A 15,595-nucleotide genomic window follows, 5' to 3' on the forward strand; every position below is an offset into this window, starting at 1 on the left:
AAGGCAGGCGGCAGACGGTCGCATGCCTGGATCCCTCGCGCCGCAACGACTTTCAAGCACATCTCTAATCGTTCAGTCAGGTTCCATTGACGTAGTCGATTGCAGCTGCAGGCCCCTTGCGTAGGATCGGCGCCCTTCCGCGCTCCCTGCGCCTGACACGACCTGATGCCTGTGCCGACGATGTCCCGCTGCCCCGCCCTCCAGACCACCTCCGGCACCTTGTCGCGCGCGCAATTGGCCCCGCCTCCGCGCGCGCACCGCCTGCCCGGCCCGGACCGCGTGCAGAACCGGCCGCAGGCAGCGTCGCCGACCAGCTTGTCGCTGATCGGCGTGCCCCGCGCGCAACTGGGCGCGCTTGGCGACGCGCTGGCCAAGGCCCCGATCGATACCACGTTGCTGCACGCACTGCTGGATGGCGGGCTGCCCGGCACGCCGCTGGGACAGGTGATGGCGGATTGGCTGGCCGCAAACTGCATCCTGCCCGCCTGCAGTGAAGCCGAAGCGGCGACGTGGCGGTGCGTGCTGCTGCACGCGCTGCGCCTGCCTGCGGCGCAGTGGCAGGTCGAATGCATCACCGAACGAGCGCAACTGAGCGCGGTCATTGCCGATGCCGAACCATTGCTGCAGCAGCTGCGCGATGCGCTGTACCGCCCGGCGGACGTTGCACCGGCCGCATGGCAGGCGATGCTGGCCACGCATCGCGGGCACCACGCACACACCGACGCGCGGCACCTCGCGCTCGCGCACCAGCGCGCGCAATATGCCGGCCTGACCACCGACGCCCGCCACGCCACCGTGCACGCGCAGCTGCAGCAGCTGGCGCCCGACGCGTCGCAGCGCGCACTGCAGCAGGCGCTGCGGTGCGTGCGCCAGCATGAGCAGCGCGATGCCGGCCTGCTCGACCCGCGTGCCGGTCTGCCAGCGGTATTCGATTCTCTTGAACCCTCGTCGATTGCCGCGATTCATGCACGCCTGGCCGCCCTGCATGGCGGTGCGCCCGACGACCGACGCGCAACGCCCGAGCGCGCTCCGTTCCCCATATTGGCCGCGCAGCTGCTGGCGGTCGCCCATCAGGCCAACGTGGAGGTTCCGGTACCGATTCGACCACTGGGCCGCTACGACAGCGCCACGCGTGCACTGGTCAGCGTGCTGAGCGCGCCGTGGCAGTTGCCGCAGATGGTGGGGGCCGGTTTCGATCTGGTCTATGCCGGCGCAGTGGGGGCGCGCCTGCTGGGCCACACCGCACTGCCTGCACCGGAGACGGTAGCCGACATCGCGCAGCCGCACGCCTTGGATGCGGCGTGGATGGGTCCGCTGACGACCGTGGCCTGTACACCGGCTGCCGGAGCCGCTGCACCCGTGCAGGGCAGCGATGCGCTGCTCGGTCGGCAGCGCCCCGGGACCGCGCTGGCGCAGCCGGGCCAGTGCTGGGAAGAACGGCGCACCGTGCCGGGGTTGCTGCGCGCGCAGGCAGCGGCGATCGGTGCCCTGCTGGCCCGCCAGGGAGACCCTGCGGCGACCTCGCAGCGACCGTCGATGCCCGTCGCGGCAGCTGGCACTGAAGGTGCCATGGCGGACGGGCTGCGCGTGTCCCGCCGGGGGCATCACCCCGACGTGGCGCCACAGGCACTGGCCGGTGCGCTGACCGACATGGGCGTGCCGGTTTTCGCCCCGCCCGCCACTGCGCCGCTGATCGGCGGCGCAGTGGCACAGGCGATGGTGCCGGTGCAGGGGGCGCTGCCGCTGGCGGTGCTGGTCCCGTTGATGGACCGCATTCCGCCGCGTGACTGGTGGAACGCATTGGACTGGCAGGTACCGCGCACGCCGGCAGGCCTGCATGCCGCAGTGACCGATGCCTTCGCGCAGGCCGGGCTCGATCTGCAGCAGCGCACGCCGACGCCAGCGACACTGGCTGCCTTCTTCGACGCCGCACCCGCGCGCGCGTGGTACGCAGCGCTGCAGGAGTTCGCCCTGCTGCCCGAAGGCGCCAAGCGCACGCTTGCAGACGGCAACAGCTACGCCGCTCGCGCCTATGCCTTCACCCGCATGCTGGATGTGCTGACTCACGGCACGCACGCCGACGCCGACGCGGCCGCGCTGCATGGGCTGGCCCGCATCGGAAGCGCTGCCGTCGAGTATCTGCAGGGACAGACCGATGTACCCCTGGCAGGGGCACACGCGCACTTCGATGCGCTGGCCTGGCAGACCGATACCGTCGCCGGACGTCTGCCAGTGCCGATGACCGACCCCCAGCTGGACGCGCACCGGGCACGCATGCGCCAGGCTTACGGCTGGCCGGTCCCGCATGCCGACGACCCGACGCAGACCCGGCGCTGGCTGGTCGAGACCGCCCCGGCGCTGCTCGATGCGACCGGATTCGAGGTGCTGGATGCAGCCGACGCGCTGCTGGCCGACCTGCTGGTCACTCTGCGCGGCACGGTCGATCCGCTGCGGTTCGGCGAAGGCTGGGAGTGGCGCGGCAGCGCACCGACCGCGGCCGACTGGCGCGATCATCTTGAACGCCGCGCGGCGATGGCAGGCACGCACTGGGCAACCGAGTTGGGCGCGCTGTTCCATCACATTGCCGCGTCGCTGGCGCGCTACGACGACCTGGAACCGGCGCTGCAGTCGGTCATCGACCCGCGCCGCAGCGATCTGCGCGTGCTGACCCGCGATCTGATCGCACCGGTCGTGCAGCTTTATGCCGGACTGGACATGCCGATGGATCGGGCCGACCCCTGGTACGGGGTGGCGTATTCCACCTGCGCGGCATTCTTCGCCTGGGTGGGCGAAACCCGATCCTCCCCGGCACTGGACCTGCTGGAACGCATGGACCTGGGGAGCAACCCGATGCCGCTGCGCCGGCTGCTGCCACCGGTAAGCATCGCCCAGCCGCTGCCTGGCGCGGTCATCCGCCATCTGCTGGGCAGCGAGCGCTACCCGGCCACGGCACCGGAGCAGGAGCGCGCCCTGCTCCGGCTGATGCGCGGCGATGACAGCCGCCAGCTGATCGCCGCGACAGTGGGCATTGCCAGCGAAGCGGTCGCGCCGGAGCTTGCGCACGGCTTCTTCCGCACACTGGCTGCGTTGCCCGGTGGCGACGCGCTCGGTGCATGGCGCGCGGCGTTCGAGCGCGGTTCGACCTGGCATCTGTCACCGGCCGAATGGCTGACGCTGCAACCGGCCAGCGCCGTGGCTGCGCTATGGCGCGCGCCGGACGCATACGACAGCCGGCAAGGCCTGGTGGACGTGGTGAACCGCGCCAGCGCCTCGCTCGTGGATACGCGCCAGACGCAGGGCGTGCCGGCCTTGTGGACACGGATCCTGGAAGGGCCGTCAGCGCTCGATGCGTGGTGTGCCAGCGACGACGCACGCCACACGGCCTGGCGCCACCTGCTGCGCCCGCTGCCGGGCGGCAGCGCGCCGTCGCGACTGGACCATGCAGCACCGCTGACGGCCGCCACCTGCGCCGCCCTGCTGGCGGCCTCGGCGCAGGCCCAGCTCGCATTGCCCGGGGAACTGGCCGGATGGAGCGACCGCTCCCTTGCAGACGATGGCGCACCGGTGCTGTCGCTGGCAATCGCGCTGCAGGCACGTTACCCGGCATTGACGACCGACGAGGCCATCGCCTTCAGCACCGCGCTGCTGCCGCCGATGGCGCGCGCAGCGACCGGGCAGCGCGCGCCATTGCAGTTTCCGCTGCTGGCGCCGCGCCGCGATACCCCTGCACCACGCAGCGCCGACGACGCAGCGCTGCCGGAATACGCGCTGCGCGCAACGCCAACGATGGAATCCGATGCAGCGGGCCCCGACCCGGCCCGCCTGCCGGCGCTGGATGCCCTGCTCGACCGCATCGGTCTTTCGCTGCTGCACCCACGCAGCGAACGCGACAGCGATGCGGCGCCGCTGGCCGCCGCGGACGCATGGGACCTGATGAGCCGCACCCGCCAGTTCGCCGACTTCTGCCGACCGCTGCTGGCCGAAGCCGGCTGGTACGGCGGTAGTGGCGGGGAGGCGGCATCGGCACGCGGCACACAGTCGCTGCTGGCACGGCTGATGCTGGAACGCTACGTGGGCCGTGAACAGATCGCCGCGCTGCGTGATCGGTTCGCCTCGCCCGCCGTGGTCGATGTGCCCTTTACCGTGCTCGCCAGCGAACTGCGCGATGCGGTGCTGCAGACCAACCTCGATGCATCACCGGCTGCGCTGGAGATGGTGTACTGGATGCTGGCCAGTGAGCTGGACCAGCCTGCCCTGCTGGTCAGCGGCATTCCCGAGTACCTCAGCTACGGACGCTCGCCGCTGAGCATGGCGCTCCGGCATGCCACGACCTTCCTGGACGCCATGCAGCCCGGTGCCTGCGGCCGGGTCGACTTCGATACCGTCACGGCCCTGCCCGCGCAGCTGGCGTTGCCAGCGCACGCACCAGGCGAGCACGACGAACTGCACGATGCGTGGGCGCGTACCCTGGTGCCGGCGGCCGTGGCCTATGCGAGCGCGCATGGTGCGATCAGCAACACCACCCGCCTGGACGAAGTAAGCGCGCAGCAGATCAGTGACGCACTCGCCTTCGTGCACAGCCAGCAGGGCCAGCATGCCCTGCATGTGGAACAGCTGGGAAGTCCGCCGCCGCGGCGCATGGACGTCGCCGCTCAAACCCTGCACGAAGCCGGGCTGGAGCCTTCGCTGTGGTCGAAGCGGCCGGCCGACATCGGTGAGGATTACCTCGCACGGCACGGCATCGTACCGTCGCGGCTCATCGCCTTCGAGTCCGGCGCGCTTGCGCTGGGCAAGCCGTCGGCCGTGGGCGGCGATCCGGCCGATGACGACCGGGCGCAGGCCCTGGTAACCAATGATGATTCGCTGCAGGCGCTGCTGGTGGCCGATGCCTATGTCTCCACCTCCGGACCTACCACTGCGGACCGCTACGCCACCGAATTCGACGCCTACCAGCGACGCGTGGAAGCCGGGCTGGCCGGCCTGATCGCCACGGCGTTGGATGGCCTGCCGGCGGACGACCGGCGACTGCTGCAGGAGGGCACCTGCACCACGCTGCGGGTCAGCTGCGATGGCCGCCAGGCCGACCAGGGCCTGCTGGTGAGCTGCGACCCACCGGGCAGCGACGACGCCACGGTGTACTTCGAAGTGGTACCGCAGGCCGGCATGGCACGCCGCGCGTGGCAGGACCCGGTGCTGGGCCCGCTGATCGATTTCGAAGGACTGATCAGCGGCGCGGTGCGCCGCACCCGCGATGGCAACGACCTCAATCCGCTGCCGGGCCTTACCCTGGCGTCTTCCGGCGTGGCAATCCGCGGCAGCGATGCGCAGAAGCTGCCGGGCATCGCCAAAATGGCTGCCACGCATCTATGGCAGCCCGTACTGGAACGCGTCCGCGACGAGGAACTGGCCCACCTGACCGGGTTGGAGCAGCTGTGGCAACGCGAGCGCCACATGCTCAACCAGCTGGCCGAATTCGCGGTGCCCGGCTATACCTGCGCCGAACACCTTCGTGACGGCGATTTCTCGGCAGGCAGCCTGGTCGGATGCGCCATGGATGCGACCATTGTCTTGCCGGTTGGAACGTTCGTCCGTGACACGGCACTCATCCTGCGCACCGCCGGCGAACGCAGTGTCCGATCCATCGCGGCCGAGGCCGGCAGTGCGGTGCTCAAGCTGGGCACCGATCTGGTCCGTCAGGGTGGCATTGGCACGCTTGAGACCGTCGGCAAGGGCGCGCTGTGGGTGGGCAGCCACGCCTGGAACAGTGCCCTGCAGGGCGCAGGATGGCTGCGCCGTGCGCTGCGTACCGGAACCGCGCTGGATGGATCAGCGCAAGCGCTGGAACGCGCCGTGGCCCACGGCGCGGCACCCGCAGGTGCCCTGCGCGGACTGCAGGCCGCTACACCTTCGCTGGCCGAAGCGCGGCTGGAAGATGGCCGCGCGGTGCTGATCGTCGCCCAGGGCACGGCCTGGCACCGGTTCGATCTGTTCACCGGGCGTGCCTATGGTCCGCCACTGGAGGGGTTCACGTTCGAACACGATCTGCCGTCCACGATTCCAGCACGGCGCACGGAACAAGGCCTGCAGGTATCGGTGGGGGATACACCGGTGCAGTTCCTCGCACACGGCGACGATGCGTGGGACGTGCTGCTCCACGGCCAACGCTACCGGCTCAACGCCGATGGCAACGCGCTGGAAGCGCAACCAGACCCCGGCTGGCCCGCCGAGCCCGGTCACTGGCAGCCGGTACCGGCGAGCTGCCGCCCGCGTCGGTCGCTGGTCGTGCTGCCATGCGCACAGCAGTCGCGACTGCGCTTCGTTCCCGATGCGGCCAGCGACCTGGACACCGACGCCCTGCCCCCCGAGCGCCTGGACGCCATTGCTGCCGCCACCCGCGACTTCACCCTGGACCTGGGCCACGTCTCCCCCGACAACGGTGAAACGCTGCGCCTGCTGGTGCACAAGGGCGAGATCTGTGCCTGGAGCCCATCGCCAAACGGTGCACCGCCGCAGTTGCCGCCGCTGCCGGCGGCGCAGCGCGACGCGCTGGGTCTCCCCGCCAGCGTGACCTATCCCGACACGCTGCGCGGCACGCTGGTGGATGCGCCCGACTTCGGCCTGGGAACGTCGGCGCAGGAAGCGCATCTGGCCCGCCTGCGGCACACGCTGCCGGTGGTGGACATCGGCGCGCTGGCGCCCGGCATCGAGGATGCACGCCGCCTGCGTGCGATCCGGGTCGAATCGCCATTCCTGCGTGCGTTGTGCATCGAGCCCGATGATGGGGTGTTCTACCAGACAGCCCTGCCCAGCGCGGACGCGCCCATCGGCGAACTGCACTTCACCCGCCTGCAGCCCGGGCGCGACACTGCCGCCATCACCGCCTACCTGCGTGCTGCGGAAAAATACCGGGTCACCCTGCTGCGCCCTTATCTTGAGCAGGACCGGGAAAACATCGCGCGGCTGGCATTCGGCTACATACAGCCCGGCCTGGGCCAGGATCTGGCACAGCGCTTCCCCACCTACGAGGCCTACGTGGACGCGTTCGCCGCGCGAGGCCGTCCGGACGTGCTGACAGGTTACGCAGACAAGGTGCTGACCGGGCAACGCGAACAACGCACTTTCGTCGGGTTGGCCCGCAAGCGCATTCCGGACTGGCAGGCGCTTGGACAGTCGGGCATGGACGAACGCGCAGCGGTTGCCGACATCCTCAACGCCCTGCTGCCGGCCACCGGCGGCAAGGGCAGCTGGAGCGGTACCAGTGCGGCGGCCTTGGCCGAACCCGATGCCGGGAGGCCGATCCTGGACCATCTCAAGGGCGCGAACCTGGCCTTCGTCGAGGTGATCGACGACAGCGGGCAGCGCACGATCTATTACGCCCTGTCCGGCGGCAAGCGGGCCCGCAACGTCCGCCTGCGGCCGGATCCCACGCTTGGCGACGGCACTCGTTTCGTTGACGCGCGCATGGCGATGCAGGGGGTTGCACCGCTGCCCACCATCACCAGCCTGCCCGTGGTACTCGGCAGTGATGGCACCCGTGTGGCGGAGTCGGGCCGCTACCTGCATCCGGCCGATCACCTCCGATACCTCGATTCCGAGCGTCTGATCGCCAGCAGCATGGGCCAACACAACGGTGTCTCCTGCTTCCGCCTGTTCTCGCTGCTGGACACCTGCGACTCCTGCGGCGGGGTGGTGTTGCCGCAGCTGCGCGCGCGGTTCCCGGATGCCGCGCCGTTCTCCGTGCGTTACCTGCAGAACTACGGTGCAGATGCCTCTGCGGTGGAGCCCCCTCCGCCCGTGGCCGCAGATATGCAACCAGATCCTGGACTGGTCACCTACTTCGACCAGTGGCGGCGGGACGGTGGCATGAGGTAAGGCTCCGTGCGGCGCTGTACGCCACGGCGCCGCTGGGCCATGCTGGTAGCGGCGGTGCCGCGTCCTGCGGCACCGCGCCCTGCCCCGCGCCGGAGGTCTGGATGGATTTCCTCAAGCTGCTGCGTTCGCTGGAAGAGTTCCTGTACGAGCTCTGCACCTGGTTCCTGTTCTTCCCACGCACGCTGTACCGGGTGGTGGTGCATCCGCGGCGGATGGCACAGTACGTCAACAACGAGCTCAAGGAAAAGCTGGAGCGCCAGTTCGACGATGCGATCAGCCCGCCGATGTTCCTGATGCTGGCCGTGCTGGTCGCGCACGGGGTGGAGCTGCTGATGCACCAGACGGTGGTGGGTACCAGCGAGCTGTCACGCACGGTGATGGGCAACGAGGAAAGCCTGCTGCTGTACCGCTCCATCACCTTTGCGATCTGGCCGCTGGTGGCCACCGTGCACCTGCTGCGCCGCAAGCGGATCCCGATGACCCGCGAATCGCTGCGTCGGCCGTTCTTCATGCAGTGCTACCTGACCGCACCCTTCGCGGTGGCATTGTCCACCAGCATGGTGTTCGTGCGCCTGCCCGGCGAGCTGTCCACCCACATCGGCATCGCCACCGCCCTGCTTTCAGGTGCCTGGTTCGTGGTGGTGCAGGCCGGCTGGCTGAAGATAGCGCTGCAGCGCTCGTGGCTCAGCACGATCCTGTCCACGCTGTGGGTGTTCGCGCTGGGCGCGGCGATCAACATGACGATCGGGGTCGTGCTGCTGGGCAGCTGACCGGCCAACCGCGTGCCGCCAACGTCTGCATATCCACGCCCGGCGAATCCATGCGACCCTCTGCAAACGATTTCACGGAATGGAGGGATTCCCATGTTGTCTTGTTTTCGTCGTCCGGCCCTGCTGGCCCTGATCGCGCTGGCGTTGCCGCTCGGCTCCGCCCTGGCCAAGGCCCCCGAGCCGTTGCGGGTCATGTCGTTCAACGTCCGCACTCCGGTGGACACCGAACCCAACAAGCGCTGGGAAGACCGTCGCGATGCGATGGTGGCACTGCTGCGCGAGCAGCGCCCGGTGGTGTTCGGTACCCAGGAGCTCAAGACCAACCAGGCCGATTACCTGGTGCAGCACCTGCCCGGCTACCGCTGGTTCGGTGAGCCGCGTGGCCCTGGCGACAACGAAGAGCATATGGGCGTGTTCTACGACAGCGCCGCGCTGAAGGTGGTCGAGTCGGGCAATTTCTGGCTGTCTGACACGCCAGAGGTGGCCGGCAGCATCACCTGGGGCAACCTGATGCCGCGCATGGTGACGTGGGCGCTGTTCCAGCGTACTGCGGACGGCAAGCGCTTCTACCTGTACAACACCCACCTGCCCTATCGCGACGAAGACGAGCCGCGCCGCGTGCTGGGCGCCAAGCTGATCAGCCAGCGGCTGGCCGCGCTGCCGAAGGACATTCCCGTGGTGGTCACCGGCGATTTCAACAGCGAACCGGGCAGCGCCACGTATGCGGCGTTCACCACCGGCCTGGCCGATGCGCGCAAGCTGGCACGCAAGGTCGAAGGCCCGCGCCTGACGTTCCAGAACTTCAGCGATACGCCCACGGCCGAGATCGACTGGATCCTGGTACGCGGTTTCGACGTGAACCGCTTCAGCACGCTGGACCAGACGCCCGGCGGCGTGGTGCCCTCGGACCACTACCCGGTACTGGCGGAGCTGGTGTTCCCGACCAGGCCATCGCACTGACCTGCGGGATGGGCAATCGACATTCCGTCGCGGACACGCGACGGTAATGGGATGGGCTCGCCTACGCGGGCGGAGGTGGCCCGCCCATGGTCGCGATTCAATGCCGCGGCACCCCCCGCAGGTCTTCCAGTGCCTTGCACAAGGCCTGGTGCTGTTCGCGCGCCTGGCAGATCCGCGCACTGATGGCCAGGAACACCCCGACCCCAACCACGCCAATCCCGAGCAGGCTGTCGGGCAACCGCGCGAACCCCAGGCTCACGGTGAGTGCAGCCACCACCAGCAGCACGATCACCCCGGCTGACAGGCCGCAGGGCGTCACCGCGTGCTCATCCTTTCCCGCACGTAGCGGTCTCCAGCAATTCCGTTGCATCACGCATCTCCCGGGCAGGCGGTGTTTTTAGCACCGTGCCTGTCCGAGCCGGCAGAGGCAAAGCCGTCAGCGCGGGGTTCTCCGGTACGCCATCGCGGCGAACCATTACAAAGTGTGCAGAGGGCGACCCTTGTCGCCCTCTGCGTTCCTTCACCGCATCGTGCCGGCCACTGCAGGCGGGGTTGCATCCTGCTGCTGGCCCCAACCGCCCAGTGCCTTGTAAACACCAACCACGCTGACGTTGACCGTGGATTCGGCCGCGGCCAATGCATCGTCGGCCGCCAACTGGGTACGCTGTGCATCGAGCAGGGTCAGGAAATCTTCCGACCCTTCGCGATAGCGTATCTGCGCCAGCTGTTCGGCACGCCGCGCGGCCAGGGCCTGATCGGCGACGATCGCCAGGCGGGCCTGTTGCTTGGCATAGCGGGTCAACGCGTTTTCGGTGTCTTCCAGCGCCAGCAGCACCGCCTTTTCATACTCGGCGGCTGCCCCATCGGCCTGGGCCTTGCTCGCGCGCAGGCGCGCCTTCACGGTGCCGAAATCGAATGCGGCCCAGCTGATCGACGGGGTCACCGACCACGCCTTGTTGTTGCCGTTGACCAGCCCGCTGGCATCGCCGGACAGGAAGCCGACGAAACCGCTCAGGCTGATCCGCGGGAACAGGTCAGCCGTGGCCACGCCGACCCGCGCCGTGGCGGCCGCCAGGCGACGTTCGGCCACGCGCACGTCGGCCCGCTGGCGCAGCAGGTCGGTGGTGTCGCCCAGCGGCAACGCCTTGGCATACGGCGCGGCATCACGCGGTACCAGCAGTGCATCCAGCGCGTCCGGGCGCTGGCCCAGCAGCACCGCCAGGCGGTGCCGCGACTGCACTTCGGCCACTTCCAGCAGCGGAATGTCGGCCTCGATCGCCTTCAAGCGCGCGCGGCTGCTCTGCACGTCCAGCTCGCTGCCCGCACCCAGGTCCCAGCGGGTTTCAGTCAGCTTCTGGGTATCGCGCAGGTTCACCAGCGTGCGCTTGGCGACCTCGATACGCTTCTGCGTGCCACGCAGTTCGAAGTAGTTGCGCGCCACTTCGGCGGCCACCGTCACCTGCGCATCGGCGAGGCTGTCCTGCTCGGCGCCCAGGTCGGCCCGTGCCGCTTCGGCGGCACGGCGCTGGCGACCGAACAGATCCAGCTCCCAACCGGCATCGAAGCCAAGCTGGTAGGTTTCGCTGAAGACGCGTTCGCCACCGGCGGTGAGGTCCGGCTGCTTGCGGCGGTCGTAACTGCCGCCGCTGGTCACGTGCGGCAACTGGTCCAGCCGCTGTTCGACGAACACCGCACGCGCTTCACGCACACGGGCCATGGCGATGCGCAGGTCCAGGTTGTCGCCCAGCGCGTCGTGCACCAGCTGTTCCAGCACGGGGTCATCGAACTGCGCCCACCAGCTGGCCACCGGCGAGGTGGTGCTGAACACCGGCGCGGCCGCGCCCTGCAGGACCACCGGCTGTGCCGGCGGTGCCTGGTAGTTGGGGCCGACGCTGACGCAGCCGGCCAGCAGCGCGCTGGCGACGGCGGCGGTCAACACACGGATCACCATGGCAGCACCTCACCGAGGTAGGTGAAGCTGCCGTTGGGGCCGTCGGCACCGATCAGTGCCATGCCCACGCTGGAGCGCGCGCCGTCGGCGATTTCCAGCTCGCCTTCGCCACTGTTCATGTCGGTCTTCACGTAACCGGGGTGCACGGTGTTGACCTTGGTGGTGCTCTCGCGCAGCTCGTACGCCAGCTGCACGGTCCAGGCATTCACCGCGCTCTTGGAGGCGTTGTAGGCCGGCACCGCGAAGCCGTAGATCGGCGAACCCGGCTGGCTGTGCAGGGTCAGCGAGCCCAGGATGCTGGACACATTGACGATGCGACCGGCCGGCGACTGGTTGAGCAGCGGCAGGAACGCCTGGGTCACGGCGATCACCGCGAACAGGTTGGTGTCGAACGTGTTGCGCCAGGTGTCCAGGGTCTGCGCCGACGGGGCCAGCGCGGGATTGTCGAGCAGGATGCCGGCATTGTTGACCAGGATGTCGAGGCGACCGTGGCGGTCGCTGATTTCCTGCACCGCTGCGGCGATGCTGGCAGCGTCGACCACATCGAGCTGGATCGCCTCCACCGGCAGGCCTTCGGCCTGCAGCTTCAGCGCTTCGGCCACGGCGGTGTCGCGCTTGCGGCCGGCCAGCAGCGTGTGCACGCCGGCCTGGGCCAGCTGGCGGACGGTTTCCAGGCCGATGCCACGGGTGGCACCGGTAACCAGGGCGATCTTGGAAGTAGCGGTATTCATGCGTGATTCCTCGTAGGGGTCAGGATCAGTGATGCAGGGTGGATTCGCCGTGGGCGACCAGCTTGCCGCCGCCATTGCGGCTGACGAACTTGCGCAGGGCCACGTAGAACACCGGGGTCAGGAACAGGCCGAACAGGGTCACACCCAGCATGCCGGCGAAGACGGTGATACCGGTCACCGAGCGCACCTCCGCACCGGCGCCGTGCGAGAGCACCAGCGGGATGGTGCCGGCGATGAACGCGATGGAGGTCATCACGATCGGGCGCAGACGCAGGCGGCAGGCTTCCAGTGCGGCTTCCACGATCCCCTTGCCGCCCATTTCCAGCTCGCGGGCGAATTCGACGATCAGGATCGCGTTCTTGCACGCCAGGCCCATCAGCACCACCAGGCCGACCTGCACGAACACGTTGTTGTCACCGCCGGTCAACCATACGCCGAACAGGGCCGACAGCAGCGTCATCGGCACGATCAGGATCACCGCCAGCGGCAGCGACCAGCTTTCATACAGCGCGGCCAGCACCAGGAACGCCAGCAGGATCGCCACCGGGAACACGATGAAGGCAGCCTTGCCCTGGGTGGCCTGCTGGTAGCTCAGGTCGGTCCATTCGGTGGTCATGCCCACCGGCAGCACCTTGGCGGCGATTTCGGTCAGATTGTTCATCGCTTCGGCCGACGACAGCAGGCGCGGGTCGGCTTCGCCGGCCAGGTCCGCGGCCGGGTAGCCGTTGAAACGCAGCACCGGGTCCGGGCCGTAGGTTTCCTTGACGGTCACCATCGAACCGATCGGCACCATCTCGCCACGGTCGTTGCGGGTACGCAGCTTGCCGATGTCTTCGACGCTGTTGCGGAACTGGCCATCGGCCTGGGCGATCACCTGCCAGGTACGCCCGAACTCGTTGAAGTCGTTGACGTAGGACGAACCCAGGTAGGTCTGCAGGGTGTCGAACAGCTCGGTCAGCTGCACGCCCTGCGCCTTGGCCTTGACCCGGTCCACTTCGGCATCCAGCTGCGGCACGTTGGCCTGGTAGCTGGTGATCGGGAAGGCCATGCCCGGGGTCTGCGCCACTGCGCCCTGCATCTGGCTCACCGCCGCCTGCAATGCGCCGTAACCCAGGTTGCCGCGGTCTTCGATGAACATCTGGTAGCCGTTGCCGTTGCCCAGGCCCAGGATCGGCGGCGGCATCAACGCGAAGGCGAAACCTTCCTGCAGCCCGGCGATCTTCTCGTTGATCTCGGCATTGATCTGCGCCGCGGTACGGCCATGGCGCTCGTTGAACGGCTTGAGCGGAACGAACGCCACGCCGGTGTTGGGCGTGTTGGTGAACTGCAGCGCGTTCAGGCCCGGGAACGAAATGGTGTGTGCCACGCCCTCGGTTTCCTGGGCGATCTTGGCCACCTTGCGCAGCATTTCATCGGTACGGGCAATCGAGGAGCCTTCCGGCAGCTTCACACCGGCGATCAGGTACAGCTTGTCCTGGGTCGGGATGAAGCCCGGCGGCACCACCTTGAAAATGAAACCGGTGGCGACCAGCAGCACCGCATATACGATGAACACCGCGCCGCGACGGCCGAGGATCTTCGACACGCTGCGCTCGTACTTCTCCGAGCTGGACTTGAAAAAGCGGTTGAACGGACGGAACACCCAGCCGAACAGGCGGTCGATGATCCGGGTCGGCGCATCCTTGGGCGCATCGTGCGGCTTGAGCAGGCGCGCGGCCAGGGCCGGCGACAGGGTCAGCGAGTTGATCGCCGAGATCACCGTGGAGATGGCGATGGTGACGGCGAACTGCTTGTAGAACTGGCCGGTGACACCGGACAGGAACGCCATCGGCACGAACACCGCGCACAGCACCAGCGCGATCGCGATGATCGGCCCGGAGACTTCCTTCATGGCCTGGTGCGCTGCTGCGAGCGGGGTCAAGCCTTCTTCGATGTTGCGCTCGACGTTTTCCACCACCACGATCGCATCATCGACCACGATGCCGATCGCCAGCACCAGCCCGAACAGGCTCAGCGTGTTGATCGAGAAGCCCAACACGTACAGGGCGGCGAAGGTACCCACGATGGACACCGGCACGGCGATCAGCGGAATGATCGAGGCGCGCCAGGTCTGCAGGAACAGGATCACCACCAGCACCACCAGCGCGATGGCTTCCAGCAGCGTGGAGACCACGGCCTTGATCGAATCGCGCACGAAGATGGTGGTGTCGTACACCGCTTCGTACTTGACGTCGTCCGGGAAGGTCTTCTGCATTTCGTCCATCGTGCCGATCACCGCATCGCGGATCTCCAGCGCGTTGGCACCCGGGGCCTGGAAGATGCCGATACCCACCGCGTTCTTGCCATCCAGCTGCGAACGCAGGGTGTAGTCGCCCGCACCCAGTTCCACGCGGGCCACGTCGGACAGGCGCACCACTTCACCGTCGACACCGGCCTTGAGCACGATGTCGCCGAACTCCTGCTCGCTGCGCAGGCGGCCCTGAGCGTTGATCAGGGTCAGGAACTGGCTGTTGGGCATGGGTTCGGCGCCGAGCTGGCCGGCCGAGACCTGCACGTTCTGCTCGCGCATGGCGCGCACCACGTCGCTGGCGGTCAGGCCGCGCGCGGCCACCTTGTCCGGGTCCAGCCAGGCACGCATGGCGTAGTCGCCACCGCCGAAGATCTGCGCATCGCCCACGCCCTGGATGCGGGCGAGCGCGTCCTTGACGTGCAGGCGGGCGTAGTTGCGCAGGTACAGCGTGTCGTACTTGCCCTTGGGCGAGGTCAGGTGCACCACCATCAGGAAGGTCGGCGACTGCTTCTGGGTGGTCACACCCTGCCGCCGCACGTCCTCAGGCAGGCGCGCCTGCGCCTGGGCGACGCGGTTCTGCACCTTCACCGCCGCATCGTCCGGGTCGGTGCCCGGGCGGAAGGTGACGGTCATCTGCAGCACGCCATCCGAGCCGGCCACCGACTTGAGGTACATCATGCCCTCAACGCCGTTGATCGCCTCTTCCAGCGGGGTGGCCACGGTTTCGGCGATCACCTTCGGGTTCGCGCCCGGGTACACGGTGCGCACCACCACCGATGGCGGCACCACTTCGGGGTACTCGCCAATCGGCAGCATGGGTATGGAGATCAGGCCGGCGGCGAAGATCACGATCGACAATACCGCCGCGAAAATCGGCCTGTCGATGAAGAAACGGGAAAAGTCCATGGGTGGATTCCTGGTGTTTTCAGCAACGCCGGCGTGCAGCACCCCTGCCGCTGTCGAGACCGACAGCGGAAACGGTGCCCCACGGGGCGGGTAGAGCCGGGCTCTGCCCGGCTAC

Annotated in this window: 7 protein-coding genes; 3 read left to right on the forward strand and 4 right to left on the reverse strand. The window is 68.4% G+C overall.

Features of this window, described 5'->3' with window-relative positions:
- The first annotated feature begins 180 nt into the window (after positions 1–180).
- From WIX41_RS01695 to WIX41_RS01705, 3 genes are all read left to right on the forward strand, one after another.
- On the forward strand, positions 181–7,872 hold the full coding sequence (locus WIX41_RS01695; RefSeq protein ID WP_339445457.1) for a deaminase domain-containing protein: 7,692 nt from the start codon (positions 181–183) through the stop codon (positions 7,870–7,872).
- A 101-nt stretch (positions 7,873–7,973) separates the two neighbouring features.
- A complete protein-coding gene (locus WIX41_RS01700; RefSeq protein WP_339445458.1) occupies positions 7,974–8,642 on the forward strand; it encodes a hypothetical protein in 669 nt (222 codons plus the stop codon).
- Positions 8,643–8,735: 93 nt separating this feature from the next.
- The gene (locus WIX41_RS01705; RefSeq protein WP_339445459.1) at positions 8,736–9,602 is read left to right on the forward strand and encodes an endonuclease/exonuclease/phosphatase family protein; all 867 of its coding nucleotides are present in this window, start codon (positions 8,736–8,738) and stop codon (positions 9,600–9,602) included.
- A 97-nt stretch (positions 9,603–9,699) separates the two neighbouring features.
- Here the strand turns inward: WIX41_RS01705 and WIX41_RS01710 are convergent, their stop codons facing one another.
- From WIX41_RS01710 to WIX41_RS01725, 4 genes are all read right to left on the reverse strand, one after another.
- Entirely contained in the window at positions 9,700–9,921 is a 222-nt protein-coding gene (locus WIX41_RS01710; protein WP_339445460.1) for a hypothetical protein, read from the reverse strand.
- 201 nt (positions 9,922–10,122) lie between these two features.
- Positions 10,123–11,553: an efflux transporter outer membrane subunit gene (locus WIX41_RS01715; RefSeq protein ID WP_409187298.1), complete on the reverse strand. Its 1,431-nt coding sequence runs from the start codon at positions 11,551–11,553 to the stop codon at positions 10,123–10,125.
- Positions 11,547–12,284 carry an SDR family oxidoreductase gene (locus WIX41_RS01720; protein WP_339445462.1) on the reverse strand — a complete coding sequence of 246 codons (738 nt, stop codon included), beginning with the start codon at positions 12,282–12,284 and terminating at the stop codon, positions 11,547–11,549. The genes WIX41_RS01715 and WIX41_RS01720 overlap by 7 nt, the downstream gene beginning before the upstream one ends.
- Positions 12,285–12,309: 25 nt before the next feature.
- The gene (locus WIX41_RS01725; RefSeq protein WP_339445463.1) at positions 12,310–15,480 is read right to left on the reverse strand and encodes an efflux RND transporter permease subunit; all 3,171 of its coding nucleotides are present in this window, start codon (positions 15,478–15,480) and stop codon (positions 12,310–12,312) included.
- Positions 15,481–15,595 lie beyond the last annotated feature (115 nt).

Source organism: Stenotrophomonas sp. AB1(2024), from assembly GCF_037482345.1.
Classification (GTDB): domain Bacteria; phylum Pseudomonadota; class Gammaproteobacteria; order Xanthomonadales; family Xanthomonadaceae; genus Stenotrophomonas.